Consider the following 18607-nt stretch of genomic DNA (forward strand, 5'->3'; position numbering starts at 1 on the left):
TGTTCATCAGGCTGATAGGTGTTCGTCAGCTATTGCTGGTCCGATTCCGATAGGTCGTCTTGCTCTTGGCCCAAAAGCGCCAATTCCAACAATGCATAGCGGTGCTCAACGAAGTTGTGAACGTTGTTAGACACCGTCAGTTTGAACAGCGCCGAAGCGGTGTCCTTGTCCCCCAGACTCAGGTAGTGTTTACCCAAATAGAAGTCAGTTTCACTGAGATGCTCAGCGAGCGAAGTGTTATCCGTTGCATCTGCCTTGAGGCGTTCCATCAGCGTTTTTTCGCTGATCTTGCCCAGGTAGAATTCGACAATATTCCATCCCCATTGCCCTCTGTCCGCTTTGTCATAGCGCTGCTGAAGCGCTACCTCGGCCTTCTTGGGATCGATTTCTCGCTCCACCAGATACAGCCATAACGAACGGAAGGGATCGTTTGGGTCGTCTTGATAAAACGCCTGCAGATCATCCTGCGCCAACGGGAAGCGGCCGCCATAGTACAGTGCGATGCCCCGGTTTAAACGCGCGTAATTGTAAGTTGGATCAAGCTCTAGTACAGAATCAAACGCTTCATAGGCAGCATCAAAATTGCCTGCCTGCGTTAAGTAAATGCCCAGGTAGTTGAAAACTTCCGGCATGTCGGGACGTATCGCCAGCGCCTGCGAGAAATCATTGCGCGCTAATGCACGTAACCCGAGGCTATCATACAGCACACCGCGCTCATATAAAAGCTGTGCGCGTTCGTCATCCGTCAGTGCCCGGCTGGCAAGAATTTGTTCCATGCGCGCCAGGATCACTTCCTGCTGCAACGTAGGCTGCAACGGGATTGCCAAAACTTCGTCTTTACGCCAATCATGGTTGCTGCATCCTGCCAGCATGAGTGCTGTCGCAACGTAACACCAGCGCAAGAAAGGCTTCATTTCCCACTCCCGAAGACAAACATTGGATGAACGTCCTGTCCTCCGTTTGCTAAAACGCGGGCATCCTACCCGCGCGATACGAACAGCTCCCAACCCCGTGGCGGGGAGCTGTAAAACTATCTATACAGTTATTCTGCTTCAGGCGCAGGTGAACCTGCTTCCGGCGCCATCGCTTCTTTGATGCTCAGACGCACGCGGCCCTGACGGTCAACTTCCAGTACCTTAACCGGCACTTCCTGACCCATCTGCAGATAGTCGGTCACTTTCTCAACGCGCTTGTCGGCGATCTGAGAAATGTGCACCAGGCCTTCTTTACCACCGCCGATAGCGACGAATGCGCCGAAATCAACGATACGGGTCACTTTACCCTGGTAGATACGGCCCACTTCGATCTCTGCCGTGATCTCTTCGATGCGACGGATAGCGAATTTCGCTTTCTCACCGTCGGTCGCAGCGATTTTAACTGTACCATCATCTTCAATTTCGATGGTAGTGCCAGTCTCTTCGGTCAGCGCGCGGATAACGGAACCGCCCTTACCGATCACGTCTTTGATTTTATCCGGGTTGATGCGGATAGTATGAATACGCGGTGCGAATTCGGAGATATCGCCGCGCGGAGTGCTGATAGCCTGTTCCATTACGCCCAGGATGTGCAGACGCGCGCCCTTGGCCTGGTTCAGAGCCACCTGCATGATTTCGCGGGTGATGCCTTCGATTTTGATGTCCATCTGCAGCGCGGTGATACCGTCGCGGCTACCGGCCACTTTGAAGTCCATGTCGCCCAGGTGATCTTCGTCACCCAGAATGTCGGACAGAACCACATAGTTGTCGGCTTCTTTCACCAGGCCCATCGCGATACCCGCAACGGCAGCCTTGATTGGCACACCGGCGTCCATCAGCGCCAGAGACGCGCCGCACACGGAAGCCATGGAAGAAGAACCGTTGGATTCGGTGATTTCAGACACCACGCGAACCGTGTACGGGAAATCTTCCGGTTTAGGCATCATAGCCAATACGCCGCGTTTCGCCAGGCGACCGTGACCGATTTCACGACGCTTAGGAGAACCGACCATGCCGGTTTCGCCTACGGAGTACGGAGGGAAATTGTAGTGGAACAGGAAGCTGTCGGTCTTCTCGCCCATCAGCTCGTCCAGGTTCTGTGCGTCGCGCGCGGTGCCCAGGGTCGCGGTAACCAGCGCCTGAGTTTCGCCACGGGTGAACAGCGCGGAACCGTGGGTGCGCGGCAGTACGCCGGTGCGCACGTCCAGGCCACGGATCATGTCTTTTTCACGGCCGTCGATACGCGGCTCGCCACGCAGTACGCGGCTGCGCACCACGTTCTTCTCGACGGTGCCCAGGATGTCCTGGATTTCGCCGGCGTCCAGCGTTTCGTCCTGCGCCAGCAGGGTTTCAACCACGCTGTCTTTGATCGCGTCAACCTGAGCGTAACGCTCTTGTTTTTCGGTAATGTGGTAAGCGTCGCCCAGGCGAGCTTCGGCCAGTTCAGCCACGCGCGCGTGCAGCGCTTCGTTGACCGCAGGCGCCTGCCAATCCCACTTCGGCTTGCCGGCTTCGGCAACCAGCGCGTTGATGTTTTCGATAACCACTTGCTGCTGGTCGTGGCCGAACACCACGGCGCCCAGCATCTGATCTTCGCTCAGCACGTCAGCTTCGGATTCCACCATCAGCACCGCGCCAGCGGTACCGGCAACCACCAGATCCAGACGGCTTTCTTTCAGTTCGTCGGTCGTTGGGTTCAGTACGTACTGATCGTTGATGTAACCTACGCGCGCGGCGCCGATTGGGCCGTTGAACGGAATACCGGACAGGCTCAGGGCGGCAGAGGCGCCGATCATCGCAACGATGTCCGGGTTCACCTGCGGGTTAACGGAAACCACGGTCGCGATCACCTGAACTTCGTTCAGGAAGCTGTCCGGGAACAGGGGACGGATCGGACGGTCGATCAGACGGGACGTCAGGGTCTCGCCTTCGCTCGGACGGCCTTCGCGACGGAAGAAGCTGCCCGGGATGCGGCCGGCGGCGTAGGTACGCTCTTGGTAGTTCACGGTCAGCGGGAAGAAGCTCTGGCCCGGCTTGGCTTTTTTCTGGCCAACGACGGTAACGAATACGGCGGTGTCATCCATGCTCACCATAACGGCGGCGGTGGCCTGACGAGCCATCATACCGGTTTCAATGGTGACGGTATGCTGGCCATACTGGAATTTGCGAATGATCGGTGTCAGCAAAATTATATCCTTGATTAGCGGCGCGCAATCGTATTGACGACTCGACACGCCTGTGACTCGATTTGCCTTCTCACTACATCCTCGCGACTAATGACAATCCTTATCTCAGGCGGGAGATAAAGCCTCTCATTAGCCGCGCGAACCTCTGTAACGGAAGAACCTGTTTGGAAACATCAGTAATACATTAACCTGATTTGCTTATGCTTCCTAGAAGAAAGGGGCCAAAATAGGCCCCTTTCCACTGAAACTTGCTAGATTAGCGACGCAGACCCAGACGCTCGATCAGGCTGGTGTAACGTGCTACATCTTTACGCTTCAGGTAGTCCAGCAGCTTACGACGCTGAGAAACCATACGCAGCAGACCACGACGGCTGTGGTGATCTTTTTTGTGCTCGGAGAAGTGGCCTTGCAGATGGTTGATCTGCGCAGTCAGCAGGGCAACCTGAACTTCGGTAGAACCGCTGTCGTTAGTACCACGACCGAAATCAGCTACGATTTGAGCTTTAGCTTCAACACTTAGAGACATTGTAATACTCCAGATTATAGATAATAAAAACAGGCGCCGATCTCTAATTCAGCAACCCAATGCATAAGCTGCGCCATTCTACTCTTAGCGCAGTGCGATCGCAAGGCGACGCAGTGCCCCGCCGTCAGTCGAAATGCTCAACCACCAGGCGGCGCGGCGCCACGCGACCATCCTCGGCGATGTCGCCAACGCCGATGAATTTCCGCTCTTCACCCTCGGTGATGCGCACCAGGCCGGATGCCGGCGCGCCGGCCACTTGCACCGGTTGCCCCTGCTTGACGTAACCCGCCACCACCGGCAGCAAATTCACTTCCGGATAGTTCTCAACCGGGCTGTCCATCGGCATCAGCAGCGGATCGAGCAGCTCGCCGGGCGCGATCGCTTGTTCCTGCGCCTGCGCCACCAAGGCGTTCAGCTGTTCCAGCGTCACCATGCGCGCGATGGGATAAGTCGCCACCTGCAGGCGGCGCAGATAGATCACGTGCGCGCCGCAGCCCAGCAGCTCGCCGAGATCGTCGGTGATGGTGCGGATGTAGGTGCCTTTCGAGCAGTGGATCTCCAGCTCGAGTTCATCCCCTTCCCAGCGGATAAACTGCAGCTCGTACACCGTGATGCTCCGCGCTTCGCGCGGTACTTCGATGCCCTGGCGCGCATACTCGTAGAGTTTCTTGCCCTGGTATTTCAACGCCGAATACATCGACGGCACCTGCTGGATGTCGCCGCGGAAGGTGTCCAGCGCCGCGTCGAGCTGCGCCTGGGTGAAGTTCACCGGGCGTTCCTGCACGATCTGCCCGTCGGCGTCGGAGGTATCGGTACGCTGCCCCAGCTTGGCGATCACCCGATAGCGCTTGTCGGAATCGAGCAGGTATTGCGAAAACTTGGTCGCTTCGCCCAGGCAGATAGGCAACATGCCGGTCGCCAACGGATCGAGCGCGCCGGTATGGCCCGCTCGGTTGGCGTTGTACAGACGTTTTACTTTTTGCAGCGCATCGTTGGACGACAACCCCTGCGGCTTGTCCAGCAACAGCACGCCGTGGATGTCACGGCCGCGGCGACGAGGGCGACTCATTAATCCTCCTTGTCATCGCCTGAGGCGGAACGGCGCTCTGCGTCGTTCTTCACCACGTTGGTCACCAGGTTGGACATGCGCATGCCTTCCACCAGGGAGTTGTCGTAAGCGAAGGTCAGCTCCGGCACCACGCGCAGGCGCATCGCTTTGCCCAGCAGGGTGCGGATATAGCCGGAAGCGTCCTGCAACGCTTTGATGCCGTTGGTGACCAGATCCGGATCGTGGTTCTCGGTCAGCACGTTCAGGAAGGTGACGTAAACCTTGGCATACGCCAGGTCGCGGGACACTTCCACGCCGGAAACGGTCGCCATGCCGACGCGCGGATCTTTCACTTCACGCTGCAGAATGATCGCAATCTCTTTCTGCATCTCTTGCGCCACGCGTTGACCGCGGCTGAATTCTTTTGCCATTTTGGATTCTCCAGACAAATCGGGGGGCACAAAGGCCCCCCGTAAACAGATATAAGCAGATGTGCAATCGTTAAGCGATGGTGCGTTGGATCTCAATGATTTCGAACACTTCGATCATGTCGCCGACGCGCACGTCGTTATAGTTCTTAACGCCGATACCACATTCCATGCCGTTACGGACTTCGTTAACGTCATCTTTGAAGCGACGCAGGGATTCCAGCTCGCCTTCATAGATAACCACGTTGTCGCGCAGTACGCGGATTGGGTTGTGACGCTTGATGGTCCCTTCGGTAACCATACAGCCGGCGATAGCGCCGAACTTAGGCGATTTGAACACGTCGCGCACTTCGGCCAGGCCGATGATCTGCTGCTTGTATTCCGGCGCCAGCATACCGCTCATCGCCTGCTTCACTTCGTCGATCAGGTTATAGATCACGGAGTAGTAACGCAGATCCAGGCTTTCCGCTTCGATTACGCGGCGCGCAGAAGCGTCGGCACGCACGTTGAAGCCCAGGATGATGGCGTTGGAAGCCGCAGCCAGCGTCGCGTCGGTTTCGGTGATCCCACCTACGCCGGAGCCGACAATCTTCACCTTCACTTCGTCGGTGGAGAGTTTCAGCAACGAATCGCTGATCGCTTCGCAAGAACCCTGTACGTCGGATTTCAGCACGATGTTCAGCTCGGACACTTCGCCGTCGGTCATGTTGGCGAACATGTTTTCCAGCTTGGACTTCTGCTGACGCGCCAGTTTGACTTCGCGGAACTTGCCCTGACGGTACAGCGCCACTTCACGCGCTTTCTTCTCGTCACGCACCACGGTCGCTTCGTCACCCGCTGCAGGCACGCTGGACAGACCCAGGATTTCCACAGGGATAGACGGACCGGCGGAGGTCACTTCACGACCCAGCTCGTCGCGCATCGCACGCACACGGCCGTATTCGAAGCCGCACAGGACGATGTCGCCCTTGTTCAGCGTACCTTCCTGAACCAGCACGGTAGCAACCGGGCCACGGCCTTTATCCAGGAAGGACTCGATCACTACGCCGCTCGCCATGCCGCTGCGAACCGCTTTCAGCTCCAGCACTTCGGCCTGCAGCAGGATGGCCTGCAGCAGCTCGTCAATACCGGTACCGGCTTTCGCGGACACGTGAACGAACTGCGCTTCGCCGCCCCACTCTTCCGGCATAACGCCGTACTGAGACAGTTCCTGCTTAACGCGGTCCGGATCGGCTTCCGGTTTGTCGATTTTGTTCACCGCAACCACCAATGGCACCTGCGCCGCTTTCGCGTGCTGGATAGCTTCGATGGTTTGTGGCATCACGCCGTCGTCGGCCGCCACCACCAGAACCACGATGTCAGTCGCCTGAGCACCGCGAGCACGCATCGAGGTAAACGCGGCGTGGCCCGGGGTGTCCAGGAAGGTGATCATGCCATTCTCGGTTTCTACGTGGTAGGCACCGATGTGCTGGGTAATGCCGCCGGCTTCGCCCGCCGCCACTTTGGTGGAGCGGATGTAGTCCAACAGAGAGGTTTTACCGTGGTCAACGTGGCCCATGATGGTCACGACCGGCGCGCGCGGCTCGGCCGCAGCGCCCGTATCACGGTCGCTCATCAGCGCTTCTTCCAGCTCGTTTTCACGACGCAGGATAACTTTGTGGCCCATCTCTTCGGCAACCAGCTGTGCGGTTTCCTGGTCGATAACCTGGTTGATGGTGGCCATGGCGCCCAGTTTCATCATCACTTTGATGACCTGAGAACCTTTGACCGCCATCTTGTTGGCCAGCTCGGCCACGGTGATGGTTTCACCGATCACCACGTCACGGTTAACCACCTGCGCCGGCTTGTTGAAGCCCTGCTGCAGAGCGCTAGGCTTGCGTTTGCCGCCTTTGCCGCCACGGGTAACGGCACGCGCTTCTTCACGATCCGCTTTGGATTCGGACAGCTTGTTGCCTTTCTTCTGCTTGGTGGCTTTGCCGCCGCGGGTGCGGCTGCGACGATCGCCTTCAACTTTGGCGTCGTTTTCGTCTTCAGCGGCACGGGCGTGCTGAGAGGTGGTCACGTGATAGTCGGCGCTTTCAACCGCAGCGCTAGCCGCGTCGGCCTGGGCCCACTTCTCGCCGTTCTCTTCGGCCATGCGACGGGCTTCTTCCGCCACGCGCTTGGCTTCCTCTTCAACCTTGCGGCGCACTTCCTCTTCCGCTTTACGTTTCAGTTCAGCGGCTTCGGCTTCACGGCGTGCTTTTTCCGCCTGAGCTGGCTTGGTCATTTCGTCGGTATGTTGATTGGTCACTTTTTCTTTTTCCGCTGAATTACGCTTAGCAATCTCCGCGGCCTCACGTTTGGCTTGCTCTTCGGCTGCGCGCTTCGCTTCCGCTTCGCGTTTTGCGAGCTCTTCCGCTTCGCGCCGTGCCTGCTCTTCCGCTTCACGCTGTGCCTGCTCTGCCGCTTCAGCCAACTGGGCTTCCTGCGTATCGCGATTTACATAAGTGCGTTTCTTGCGGACCTCAATTTGCACCGATTTACTTTTACCGCCGGTGCTCGGGATATTCAAGGTGCTGCGCGTTTTGCGCTGCAAAGTGAGTTTACCCGGCGCGCTGCCGTGTTCACGGTTCAGGTGCGCCAGTAATGTTTCTTTTTCTTGCTGGGTAACAGAGTCCGACTCGGACTTGTTGATCCCTGCATCAGCAAACTGCTGTACCAGGCGATCAACCGGAGTCTGAATCTCTGCTGCCAGCGATTTTACGGTTACATCTGTCGTCATGCTGTTCCTTCCTGCTACAGTTATTACGCGTTGTCGCCAAACCAACAGATATTGCGTGCAGCCATGATCAGCTCGCCGGCTTGCTCATCGCTAAGCCCTTCAATATCAGCCAGATCGTCAACACCCTGCTCGGCAAGATCTTCCAGCGTACAAACCCCACGCGCGGCCAGTTTAAAGGCCATGCTGCGCTCAAGACCCGGCAGGTTGAGCAAATCGTCGGCCGGTTTGTTGTCGCCCAGGCTTTCTTCTTGTGCCAGGGCCAGCGTGGTCAATGCAGCTTTGGCGCGTTCGCGCAATGCTTCAACCGTATCTTCATCCAGACCGTCGATTTCCAACAGCTCTTTGATCGGCACGTAGGCCAGCTCTTCCAGCGTGGAGAAGCCTTCTTCAACCAGTACGGTGGCGAAATCTTCGTCGATATCAAGATACTTGGTGAAGGTATCAATAGCGGCATGAGCCTCGGCCTGGTGCTTGGCCTGCAGGTCGTCCGCCGTCATCACGTTCAGTTCCCAACGATCGTCGCCGCGGTGTTGTTTCAGCAGCTGGGAAGCCAAACGCACGTTTTGGCCGTTACGGCCGATCGCCTGCGCCAGGTTGCTGGCTTCAACGGCGATATCCATGGTGCAGTTATCTTCGTCTACCACGATCGACGCGACGTCGGCCGGCGCCATGGCGTTGATGACGAATTGCGCTGGGTTATCATCCCACAGGATGATATCGATGCGTTCGCCGCCGAGCTCGCTCGACACGGCCTGAACGCGCGCACCGCGCATACCTACGCAGGCGCCGACCGGGTCGATGCGCTTGTCGTTGGTTTTCACTGCAATTTTCGCACGGGAGCCTGGATCGCGGGCTGCCGCTTTAATCTCGATCACTTCTTCGCCGATTTCCGGCACTTCGATGCGGAACAGCTCTTTCAGCATTTCCGGGCTGGAACGGCTGACGAACAGCTGCGCGCCGCGAGCTTCGGGACGTACGGCATACAATACGCCGCGAATGCGGTCGCCCGGACGGAAGTTTTCGCGCGGCAGCATGTCTTCACGGCCAATGACCGCTTCGGCGTTGTTGCCCAGATCCAGCGCGATGCTGTCACGGTTCACTTTCTTCACCACGCCGGTGACGATCTCACCTTCGTGTTCACGGAAAGCGTCGACCACCATCGCGCGCTCGGCCTCGCGCACTTTCTGCACGATAACCTGCTTGGCGGTTTGGGTGGTGATGCGGTCGAAGGTCACGGATTCGATCTGATCTTCGACGTATCCGCCGAGCTCGATGCTCGGATCTTCAAACTGAGCGGCTTCCAGCGTGATTTCACGCGTCGGCTGAGTCACTTCGTCTACGGCGACCCAACGGCGGAAGGTATCGAAATCGCCGGTTCTGCGGTCAATGCTGACGCGCACGTCGATTTCCTGCTCGTATTTTTTCTTGGTTGCGGTGGCTAATGCAGTTTCCAGCGCTTCGAAAATCTTCTCGCGCGGAAGGGATTTTTCATTGGAAACTGCTTCAACAACAGCCAGAATCTCTTTGTTCATCCTAGTTGCCTCTTCCAAACTTTAAAAGTGGGGTACCAGGTTCGCTTTCTGGATGTTGCTCAGCGCGAACACTTCATCTTTCCCTTCCACAGTAACCGTGATCATCTCGCCTTCGACAGACTTGATAATACCCTGCCACTTGCGACGGTTCTGTACCGCCATGCGCAGGACCAGGCTGACTTCTTCACCGAGGTAACGCGTATAGTGTTCTGCGGTGAACATCGGGCGATCAAGGCCAGGAGAGGAGACTTCCAAGTTGTAAGCGACCGTGATTGGATCTTCGACGTCCAATACAGCGCTGACCTGGTGGCTGACATCAGCGCAATCATCAACATTGATGCCGTTATCACTATCAATATAGATGCGGAGCGTCGATTGGCGCGCACGAATGAATTCGATGCCTACAAGCTCAAAGCCCAACGCTTCTACCGGTGCCGAAAGCATCTCTGTTAACTTTTGCTCTAATGTGGACAAGCCCACCCCCAAGACATAAAAAAAGGGCTAAATAGCCCAGTGATTCTGTTGCCAAATAACAAAAAACCCCGAAAAATCGGGGCTTTATGCAACTGGACCCTGTTTGCCGCTAGGCGGCCTCGGTACAACTTTCGAGCAAGTGTCATTTTCAAATGTTGATCGAGAAAAGCGGGTTTCAATCGAAAAGTGTATTTGAAAATAAACACTTAAAGGAAAGTGGTTGCGGGGGCCGGATTTGAACCGACGACCTTCGGGTTATGAGCCCGACGAGCTACCAGGCTGCTCCACCCCGCGTCCGAAAACGTGGCAAATACTACGCCGATAATCGCAAAATTGCAAGTTATCTCTGGGATTTGGTACCGAGGATGGGACTCGAACCCACAAGCCCGTTAGGGCACTACCACCTCAAGGTAGCGTGTCTACCAATTCCACCACCTCGGTACTGATTCTTACTGCTAACGGCCGTTGTTCTTTCGAGTTCACAACCACCGTTTTCAAACTTTGTTACGGCTTACTGCGGGATATCGCTGCTCGGCTTGGCTGGTGCCGCCGGCGCGGTCGTCTGCTCAGTTTTCACTGGCTGACCCAGGTTTTCCCACTCGCTGCCTTTCTTGCTCTGGTTGCTGCTGAGGTTGCCCAGAATCAGGCTGATGACGAAGAACAGCGTCGCCAGCACAGCAGTCATGCGGGTCATAAAGTTACCGGAACCACTCGAACCGAACAATGTGCCTGATGCACCTGCTCCGAAAGAGGCTCCCATATCAGCGCCTTTACCTTGCTGCAACATAATCAGAGCAACCAGCCCGATTGAGATCAGCAGGAAAATTACCAGAAGAGCTTCGTACATAGTAGTACCCGTATCCTTGCGGCCTTACCGCATGCCAAATGCTTCACACTCATCAAGCAGGCGTTTTTATAAACTGCCTACTGAAGCGGGTGTGAATACTAACCAAAGCCGCCAACCCGCGCAAGGGCAATTTGCAGCCGCCGGCGCGTTTGCGGAAAAAAACGCCAACAATCGCCTGTTCGGGCTCAGCGATGCCAAGCCCGGCGGCTAACTGTCTGTTTTAACCTGCGGATTTCACCGCGTCGGCGATGCGATGCGCCAGCGCGGTCACCTGCTGCTCGTCTTCGCCTTCCACCATCACGCGGATCAGCGGCTCGGTGCCCGATTTGCGCAGCAGCACCCGGCCGCGGCCGGCCAGCTCGGCCTCCACCTGCTCGGTGACTTTGCGCACCGCGTCGGACTCCAGCGGGTTGTGCTCGCCGGCGAAGCGCACGTTGACCAGGATCTGCGGCAGCAGCTTCATGCCGCTGCACAGGTCATGCAGGCTCATGTGGTTGCGCACCATGGCGGTCAGCACCTGCAGCCCGGCCACGATGCCGTCGCCGGTGGTGGTTTTGTCCAGCAGGATCACATGGCCGGAGTTTTCCGCGCCGATGCGCCAGCCCAACTCCTGCAGCTTCTCCAGCACGTAGCGGTCGCCCACTTTGGCGCGAGCGAACGGAATGCCCAGCTGCTTCAGCGCCAGCTCCAGCCCCATGTTGCTCATCAGGGTGCCGACCGCGCCGCCGCGCAGCTGGCCTTGACGCAGGCCTTCACGCGCGATGATGTACAGGATCTGATCGCCATCCACCTTGTTGCCCAAATGGTCCACCATCATCACGCGATCGCCGTCGCCGTCGAACGCCAGGCCGACGTGCGCTTTTTCCTTCAGTACGCGCTCTTGCAGCTGACGCACATCGGTAGCGCCGCATTTTTCGTTGATGTTCATCCCGTCCGGCTCAACGCCGATGGCGATCACCGTGGCGCCCAGCTCGCGCAGCACGCTCGGCGCGATGTGGTAAGTCGCGCCGTTGGCGCAGTCAACCACGATTTTCAGCCCCTTCAGGCTCAGCTCGCTCGGGAAAGTGCCTTTGCAGAATTCGATATAGCGGCCGGCGGCGTCGATGATACGGCTGGCTTTACCCAGCTCGGCGGACTCCACGCAGGTCAGCGGTTTTTCCATCTCGGCTTCGATCGCCTCTTCGACGTTGTCCGGCAATTTGGCGCCGTCGATCGAGAAGAACTTGATGCCGTTGTCATAGAACGGGTTGTGCGAAGCGGAGATGACAATGCCCGCTTCCGCGCGGAAGGTGCGCGTCAGGTAGGCCACCGCCGGCGTGGGCATCGGCCCGGTGAAGGAGGCGGACAATCCGGCGGCCGCCAGGCCGGCTTCCAGAGCGGACTCCAGCATATATCCGGAGATGCGCGTATCCTTACCGATGATGATCTTGCGGGAACCGTGACGCGCCAGCACTTTACCGGCCGCCCAGCCCAGCTTCAGCACGAAGTCAGGCGTGATGGGGCTGTCCCCGACCTTGCCACGGATGCCGTCGGTGCCAAAATATTTGCGCTCGCTCATGTCTCTACTGTCCCTTAGCTGAAAGTGTTGCCTCGACGACACGCATCGCCTCGACGGTTTCTTTAACGTCATGCACTCTGACAATCTGCGCACCCTGCATCGCCGCGATCACCGCGCAGGCCACGCTGCCGATAACCCGTTGATCCGGCGGCACGTTCAGCAGTTGTCCAATCATCGATTTGCGCGACATGCCGACCAACAGCGGCAAACCGAAACGATGAAATTCCGACAACCGGGCCAGAAGCTGATAGTTGTGCGACAAATTTTTACCGAAACCGAAGCCTGGGTCGAGCAGCAATTTCTGATTTGTTATCCCCGCCTCGTTACAGCGCCGGATATGGTGCTCGAAAAACGTCTGAACGTCGGCGATCAGATCGTCGTAGTGCGGCGCCTGCTGCATGGTGCGCGGCTGCCCCTGCATGTGCATCAGGCAGACCGGCAAACCGCTTTCCGCCGCCGCCGCCAGGGCGCCCGGCTCCTGCAGCGAACGGATGTCGTTGATCAAGTGTGCGCCGGCGTGCGCCGATTCGCGGATCACACCCGCTTTCGAGGTATCGACCGAGATAAAGACTTCAAAGCGCTGCGCCAGCGCTTCTACCACCGGCACGACCCGCTCAAGCTCCTCCTCTTCGCTCACTTCCGCCGCCCCCGGCCTTGTCGATTCGCCGCCGATATCAATCATCGTGGCGCCGGCCGAAATCAGCGCATGCGCATGCACCAGCGCCTGGTTCAGGGTGTTGTGGCGGCCGCCGTCGGAAAACGAATCCGGCGTCACGTTGAGGATGCCCATCACCTGCGGATGGGAGAGATTGAGCGTCATGTCGCGCACGGTTAACTGCATGGTTGGTCCACCTTACTGTTGCCTGGTTCACTGCCCGCCGGGCAAAAAAAAACCCCGGCATGCCGGGGTTTGATGTTATTACACAGCCGCTGTTACTTGTCGAGCTGTTCGGACATGGTGTTGCCCGGCGTTGGGGTGCGCGGCTCATCTACCGGCGTCGGGGCTTTTGGGGTGCCGCCGTTGTCGGAGCTGTTGCCTTTGTTCGCATCGTCCCAGCCCGCCGGCGGACGCACGTCTTTGCGGTTCATCAGATCGTCGATCTGCGGCGCATCAATGGTTTCATACTTCATCAACGCATCCTTCATCGAGTGCAGGATGTCCATGTTTTCCATCAGCAGCGAGCGAGCACGCGTGTAGTTGCGTTCGATCAGCGACTTCACTTCCTGGTCGATGATACGCGCGGTTTCATCCGACATGTGCTTCGCCTTGGCCACGGAACGGCCCAGGAACACTTCGCCCTCTTCTTCCGCATACAGCAGCGGCCCCAGCTTCTCGGAGAAGCCCCATTGGGTCACCATGTTGCGGGCGATGGAGGTCGCCACTTTGATATCGTTCGACGCACCGGTAGACACTTTTTCCGGCCCGTAGATGATCTCTTCCGCCAGACGACCGCCGTACAGGGTGGAGATTTGGCTCTCCAGCTTCTGACGGCTGGCGCTGATCGCATCCCCTTCCGGCAGGAAGAAGGTCACGCCAAGCGCACGGCCACGAGGAATAATGGTGACCTTGTGCACCGGATCGTGTTCAGGAACCAGGCGGCCGATGATGGCGTGGCCCGCTTCGTGATACGCGGTCGACTCTTTCTGCGCTTCAGTCATCACCATGGAGCGACGTTCCGCACCCATCATGATCTTGTCTTTGGCTTTCTCGAACTCCACCATCGACACCACGCGCTTGTTGCCGCGGGCGGCGAACAGCGCCGCTTCGTTGACCAGGTTGGCCAGGTCGGCACCGGAGAAGCCCGGCGTACCGCGCGCAATGACGGAGGCGTCGATGTCGGCCGCCAACGGCACGCGGCGCATGTGCACCTTCAGGATCTGCTCACGGCCGCGCACATCCGGCAGCCCGACCACGACCTGACGGTCGAAACGGCCCGGGCGCAGCAGCGCGGGGTCAAGCACGTCCGGACGGTTGGTCGCCGCGATGACGATGATGCCCTCGTTGCCTTCGAAACCGTCCATCTCAACCAGCATCTGGTTCAGGGTCTGCTCGCGCTCATCGTGACCGCCACCCAGGCCGGCGCCACGCTGGCGACCGACGGCGTCGATTTCATCGATGAAGATGATGCACGGCGCGGCTTTCTTCGCTTGTTCGAACATGTCGCGCACGCGGGATGCACCCACGCCGACGAACATTTCGACGAAGTCGGAACCGGAAATGGTGAAGAACGGTACCTTCGCTTCGCCGGCGATCGCTTTCGCCAACAGCGTTTTACCGGTCCCCGGCGGGCCAACCATCAGCACGCCTTTCGGGATCTTGCCGCCCAGCTTCTGGAAACGGCTCGGTTCGCGCAGGTATTCCACCAGTTCGCTCACCTCTTCTTTCGCTTCGTCACACCCGGCGACATCGGCGAAAGTGGTCTTGATCTGGTCTTCCGTCAGCATGCGGGCCTTGCTCTTGCCGAAGGACATCGCGCCCTTGCCGCCGCCGCCCTGCATTTGCCGCATAAAGAAGATCCAGACCCCGATCAGCAACAGCATCGGGAACCAAGAGATAAAGATAGAAGCCAGCAGGCTCGGCTCTTCAGGCGGCTCGCCGACAACTTTCACATTCTTCGTTAACAACGTATCCAGCAACTTAGGATCGTTGACAGGGATGTAGGTCGTGTATTTGTTACTGTCTTTCTTGGTAACGTTAATTTCACGTCCGTTGATTCGCGCTTCGCGAACCTGGTCCTGGGTCAGTTCGGACATGAAGGTAGAGTAATCCACCCTACGGCCATTCGACTCGCTGGGCCCAAAGCTCTGGAATACAGACATCAACACTACCGCGATGACTAACCAGAGAATTAGGTTTTTCGCCATGTCACTCAAGGGATTAACCTCATCTTACAACTGTGTTAACAAACAGCGTTAGGGTACTACAGTTTGCGCCCTGTCGCTACAATGTACACTTCGCGCGAACGGGCGCGGGAAGCGTCTGGCTTACGAATCTTAACCTTCGTAAACAGGGAGCGAATTTCCCGTAGGTACTCGTCAAAGCCATCTCCCTGGAACACCTTCACCAGGAAACTTCCGCCTGGTGCGAGGACATCACGACACATATCCAGCGCCAACTCCACCAGATACATCGACCTTGGAATATCGACCGCCGGGGTGCCACTCATATTCGGGGCCATATCGGACATGACCACCTGAACCTTACTCTCGCCTACTCGTTCCAACAGTGCCTTCAGCACCAGTTCATCACGAAAATCGCCCTGAAGGAAATCGACGCCAACGATAGGATCCATTGGCAAAATATCACAGGCGATGATGCGCCCGGTACCGCCGATTTGGGTGACCACATACTGCGACCAGCCGCCCGGTGCGGCGCCCAGATCAACCACGGTCATGCCCGGTTTGAACAGTTTGTCGCTCTGCTGTATTTCATCAAGTTTAAACCAGGCACGGGAACGCAGTCCCTTTTTCTGCGCCTGCTGTACATATTTATCGCTAAAGTGTTCTTGTAACCAGCGACTGGAGCTAGCCGAACGCTTTTTATTAGCCATCTCGTTTTCCAACTATCATAAAAAGAGTCTTATGTCAGGGTCGCTGCTCACGTAGACTCACACCGGTGAAGACCGATTTGGTGATATACATGAGATGGCGGTAGAATGTACCGTTTTCAATCCCAACTTAAGCAAAAAAGACAATGAATCTGAATAATAAACAAAAACAGCACCTGAAAGGCCTGGCGCATCCGTTAAAACCGGTGGTGATGCTGGGCAATAACGGTCTTACCGAAGGGGTGCTGGCTGAAATTGAACAGGCTCTGGAGCATCATGAGCTGATCAAGGTAAAAATCGCCGCTGAAGATCGCGAAACCAAGACCCTGATCGCCGACGCTATCGTGCGTGAAACGGGCGCCTGCAATGTGCAAGTTATCGGCAGTACGCTTATTCTTTACCGCCCGTCGAAAGAGCGCAAGATCAGTCTACCGCGTTAATAACCATCAGGTTAACGAAAAGGTGCCATGCGCCTGACCAAGATAAAAGGCCGCTTGCGGCCTTTTTCCTATCTTTACAAAACGTTGGTGCATTAATGACCAACGGTCGCGATCAGAGATACTCGACCTTCAGGATCTCGTATTCCACGTCGCCGCCTGGGGTTTTGATCACCACCACATCGTCTTGCTCTTTGCCGATCAGGCCGCGCGCCATCGGCGAGTTTACCGAAATCAGATTTTTCTTGAAATCGGCCTCATCGTCGCCAACGATGCGGTAAGTCACTTCTTCTTCGCTGTCCAGATTCATCACCGATACGGTGGCGCCGAAGATCACCCGACCGGTGTTCGGCATCTTGGTGATGTCGATCACCTGAGCATTGGACAGCTTGGCTTCGATTTCCTGAATGCGGCCTTCACAGAAACCCTGCTGTTCGCGGGCGGCATGATACTCGGCATTTTCTTTCAAGTCGCCGTGTTCACGCGCTTCAGCGATATCCGCAATGATTTTCGGGCGGCGCACGCTTTTCAGATATTCGAGCTCTTCGCGCAGTTTTTCAGCGCCAAACAAGGTCATCGGAATTTGGTTCATCGTATAAATACCTCTAAATCTTTCCTGTTCAAATAACCGTCATCCTGACGTATTCGTATGAAAACACGGTTGGCATACCGCCCCCCGCCTCCAGGCGACAAACAAAAGAAACCTGACTCGGAACGGAGCCCAAGCCAAGATCGGTTTTGCATTTTGATACGCATTTTAGCCTAGAGTTCCTTGAGGGTCATCGTTTACTTTTTCCCTGATTGCACCGTAGTATGACGGCACGTTATCCAGCTGTTATCCCGAGATTATGCGTTTTTCACGAATTGTCAGTGCATTGGCTTGCGCATTTGTTCTGAATGCGAATGCGGCCCCGGTTGAAGAGTACACACAATATCTGCCTGATGGGGCCAACCTTGCCCTGGTCGTTCAGAAGATCGGCGCCGGCTCGCCGACGATCGATTACCACTCTCAGCAAATGGCGCTGCCGGCCAGTACCCAAAAAGTGCTGACGGCGCTGGCGGCATTGCTGCAACTCGGGCCCGATTACCGTTTCACCACCACGCTGGAGAGCCAGGGCGATATCCGCGACGGCGTGCTGCGCGGCAACCTGATCGCTCGCTTCAGCGGCGATCCGACCTTCAAACGCCAGAGCCTGCGCAATATGGTGGCCGTCCTGAAAAAGCAAGGCGTGCGCCAAATCAGCGGCGATGTGCTGGTCGATACCTCGGTCTTCGCCAGCCATGACAAAGCGCCCGGTTGGCCGTGGAACGATCTGACGCAGTGCTTCAGCGCGCCGCCGGCCGCCGCCATCGTCGATCGCAACTGTTTCTCGGTCTCGCTGTACAGCGCGCCGAATCCGGGCGACATGGCGTTTATCCGCGTCGCCTCCTATTATCCGGTTAATATGTTTAGCCAGGTGCGCACCCTGGCGCGCGGCTCGGCAGACGCGCAGTACTGCGAGCTGGACGTGGTGCCGGGCGAGCTGAACCGCTTTACCCTGACCGGCTGCCTGACGCAGCGCAGCGAGCCGTTGCCGCTGGCCTTCGCCATCCAGGACGGCGCCAGCTATGCGGGCGCCATCTTGAAAGACGAGCTGACGCAGGCCGGCATCCAGATCGACGGGCATTTGAAACGCCAGACGCGTCCCGGCATTACCGGCACGGTGATCGCGCAAACCCAGTCGGCACCGCTGCACGATCTGTTGAAGATCATGCTGAAGAAGTCGGACAACATGATTGCCGATACCGTCTTCCGCACCATCGGCCATGAGCGCTTCGGCGTGCCGGGCACCTGGCGAGCGGGCTCCGATGCGGTGCGCCAGGTGCTGCGCCAAAAGGCCGGTATCGATCTGGGCAATACCATCATCGCCGACGGTTCCGGCCTGTCGCGCCACAACCTGCTGGCCCCGGCGACCATGATGCAAGCGCTGCAGTACATCGCGCAGCACGACAACGAGCTGAACTTTATCTCGATGCTGCCGCTGTCCGGCTATGACGGCACCCTGCGCTACCGCGGCGGCCTGCATGAAGCCGGCGTCGACGGCAAGGTGTCGGCCAAGACCGGCGCGCTGCAGGGCGTCTACAACCTGGCGGGCTTCATCACGACCGCCAGCGGCCAGCGCATGGCCTTCGTGCAGTATCTCTCCGGCTACGCCGTGCCGCCGGAAGATCAGAAACAGCGCCGCGCGCCGCTGGTGCGCTTCGAAAGCCGCCTGTATCGGGATATTTACCAAAACAACTGAGGA

Annotated in this window: 16 protein-coding genes and 2 tRNA genes; 2 read left to right on the plus strand and 16 right to left on the minus strand. The window is 57.5% G+C overall.

The window, feature by feature from the left end; all coding sequences use genetic code 11:
- Window positions 1–29: 29 nt before the first annotated feature.
- The 15 genes from nlpI to rlmE all read right to left on the minus strand — a co-directional run bounded on the left by nlpI (window position 30) and on the right by rlmE (window position 15888).
- Window positions 30–914, minus strand: a complete 885-nt coding sequence (gene nlpI / locus ACSBQV_RS15525) for a lipoprotein NlpI (RefSeq protein WP_004933495.1) — start codon at window positions 912–914, stop codon at window positions 30–32.
- Between the two features lie 128 nt (window positions 915–1042).
- On the minus strand, window positions 1043–3160 hold the full coding sequence (pnp, locus tag ACSBQV_RS15530; RefSeq protein ID WP_016929321.1) for a polyribonucleotide nucleotidyltransferase: 2118 nt from the start codon (window positions 3158–3160) through the stop codon (window positions 1043–1045).
- A 256-nt stretch (window positions 3161–3416) separates the two neighbouring features.
- The gene (gene rpsO, locus ACSBQV_RS15535; protein ID WP_004933502.1) at window positions 3417–3686 is read right to left on the minus strand and encodes a 30S ribosomal protein S15; all 270 of its coding nucleotides are present in this window, start codon (window positions 3684–3686) and stop codon (window positions 3417–3419) included.
- Window positions 3687–3810: 124 nt separating this feature from the next.
- The gene (truB, locus tag ACSBQV_RS15540; protein WP_033641660.1) at window positions 3811–4755 is read right to left on the minus strand and encodes a tRNA pseudouridine(55) synthase TruB; all 945 of its coding nucleotides are present in this window, start codon (window positions 4753–4755) and stop codon (window positions 3811–3813) included.
- Entirely contained in the window at window positions 4755–5165 is a 411-nt protein-coding gene (rbfA, locus tag ACSBQV_RS15545) for a 30S ribosome-binding factor RbfA (protein ID WP_004933508.1), read from the minus strand. Before rbfA ends, truB begins: the two co-directional genes overlap by 1 nt.
- Window positions 5166–5235: 70 nt before the next feature.
- Window positions 5236–7926, minus strand: a complete 2691-nt coding sequence (gene infB / locus ACSBQV_RS15550; protein ID WP_019453339.1) for a translation initiation factor IF-2 — start codon at window positions 7924–7926, stop codon at window positions 5236–5238.
- A gap of 23 nt (window positions 7927–7949) precedes the next feature.
- Window positions 7950–9458 carry a transcription termination factor NusA gene (gene nusA / locus ACSBQV_RS15555; RefSeq protein ID WP_004933514.1) on the minus strand — a complete coding sequence of 503 codons (1509 nt, stop codon included), beginning with the start codon at window positions 9456–9458 and terminating at the stop codon, window positions 7950–7952.
- A gap of 21 nt (window positions 9459–9479) precedes the next feature.
- Entirely contained in the window at window positions 9480–9932 is a 453-nt protein-coding gene (gene rimP, locus ACSBQV_RS15560) for a ribosome maturation factor RimP (protein WP_033644179.1), read from the minus strand.
- 217 nt (window positions 9933–10149) lie between these two features.
- Window positions 10150–10226 (minus strand) — tRNA-Met (locus tag ACSBQV_RS15565).
- A 60-nt stretch (window positions 10227–10286) separates the two neighbouring features.
- Window positions 10287–10373: transfer RNA gene (locus ACSBQV_RS15570), tRNA-Leu, on the minus strand.
- A gap of 70 nt (window positions 10374–10443) precedes the next feature.
- Window positions 10444–10779 (minus strand): preprotein translocase subunit SecG, encoded by a 336-nt coding sequence (gene secG, locus ACSBQV_RS15575; protein ID WP_004933519.1) that lies wholly within the window; start codon window positions 10777–10779, stop codon window positions 10444–10446.
- A gap of 220 nt (window positions 10780–10999) precedes the next feature.
- Window positions 11000–12337, minus strand: a complete 1338-nt coding sequence (glmM, locus tag ACSBQV_RS15580) for a phosphoglucosamine mutase (protein WP_033651476.1) — start codon at window positions 12335–12337, stop codon at window positions 11000–11002.
- Window positions 12338–12341: 4 nt separating this feature from the next.
- Complete coding sequence (gene folP / locus ACSBQV_RS15585; protein WP_033651477.1) at window positions 12342–13178, minus strand: dihydropteroate synthase; 837 nt, start codon at window positions 13176–13178, stop codon at window positions 12342–12344.
- A 92-nt stretch (window positions 13179–13270) separates the two neighbouring features.
- Entirely contained in the window at window positions 13271–15202 is a 1932-nt protein-coding gene (gene ftsH / locus ACSBQV_RS15590; RefSeq protein ID WP_004933529.1) for an ATP-dependent zinc metalloprotease FtsH, read from the minus strand.
- A gap of 56 nt (window positions 15203–15258) precedes the next feature.
- On the minus strand, window positions 15259–15888 hold the full coding sequence (rlmE, locus tag ACSBQV_RS15595) for a 23S rRNA (uridine(2552)-2'-O)-methyltransferase RlmE (protein WP_004933533.1): 630 nt from the start codon (window positions 15886–15888) through the stop codon (window positions 15259–15261).
- Window positions 15889–16031: 143 nt separating this feature from the next.
- On the opposite strand from rlmE, the gene yhbY reads away from it, so the two are divergent.
- On the plus strand, window positions 16032–16325 hold the full coding sequence (gene yhbY, locus ACSBQV_RS15600; protein WP_004933536.1) for a ribosome assembly RNA-binding protein YhbY: 294 nt from the start codon (window positions 16032–16034) through the stop codon (window positions 16323–16325).
- Window positions 16326–16437: 112 nt separating this feature from the next.
- Here the strand turns inward: yhbY and greA are convergent, their stop codons facing one another.
- A complete protein-coding gene (gene greA, locus ACSBQV_RS15605; protein WP_004933539.1) occupies window positions 16438–16914 on the minus strand; it encodes a transcription elongation factor GreA in 477 nt (158 codons plus the stop codon).
- A gap of 256 nt (window positions 16915–17170) precedes the next feature.
- Between greA and dacB the strand changes: the two genes are divergently transcribed.
- Entirely contained in the window at window positions 17171–18604 is a 1434-nt protein-coding gene (dacB, locus tag ACSBQV_RS15610; RefSeq protein ID WP_025159591.1) for a serine-type D-Ala-D-Ala carboxypeptidase, read from the plus strand.
- Window positions 18605–18607: the final 3 nt, after the last annotated feature.

It is taken from the genome of Serratia sp. B501, assembly GCF_051172315.1.
Classification (GTDB): Bacteria; Pseudomonadota; Gammaproteobacteria; order Enterobacterales; family Enterobacteriaceae; genus Serratia; species Serratia ureilytica.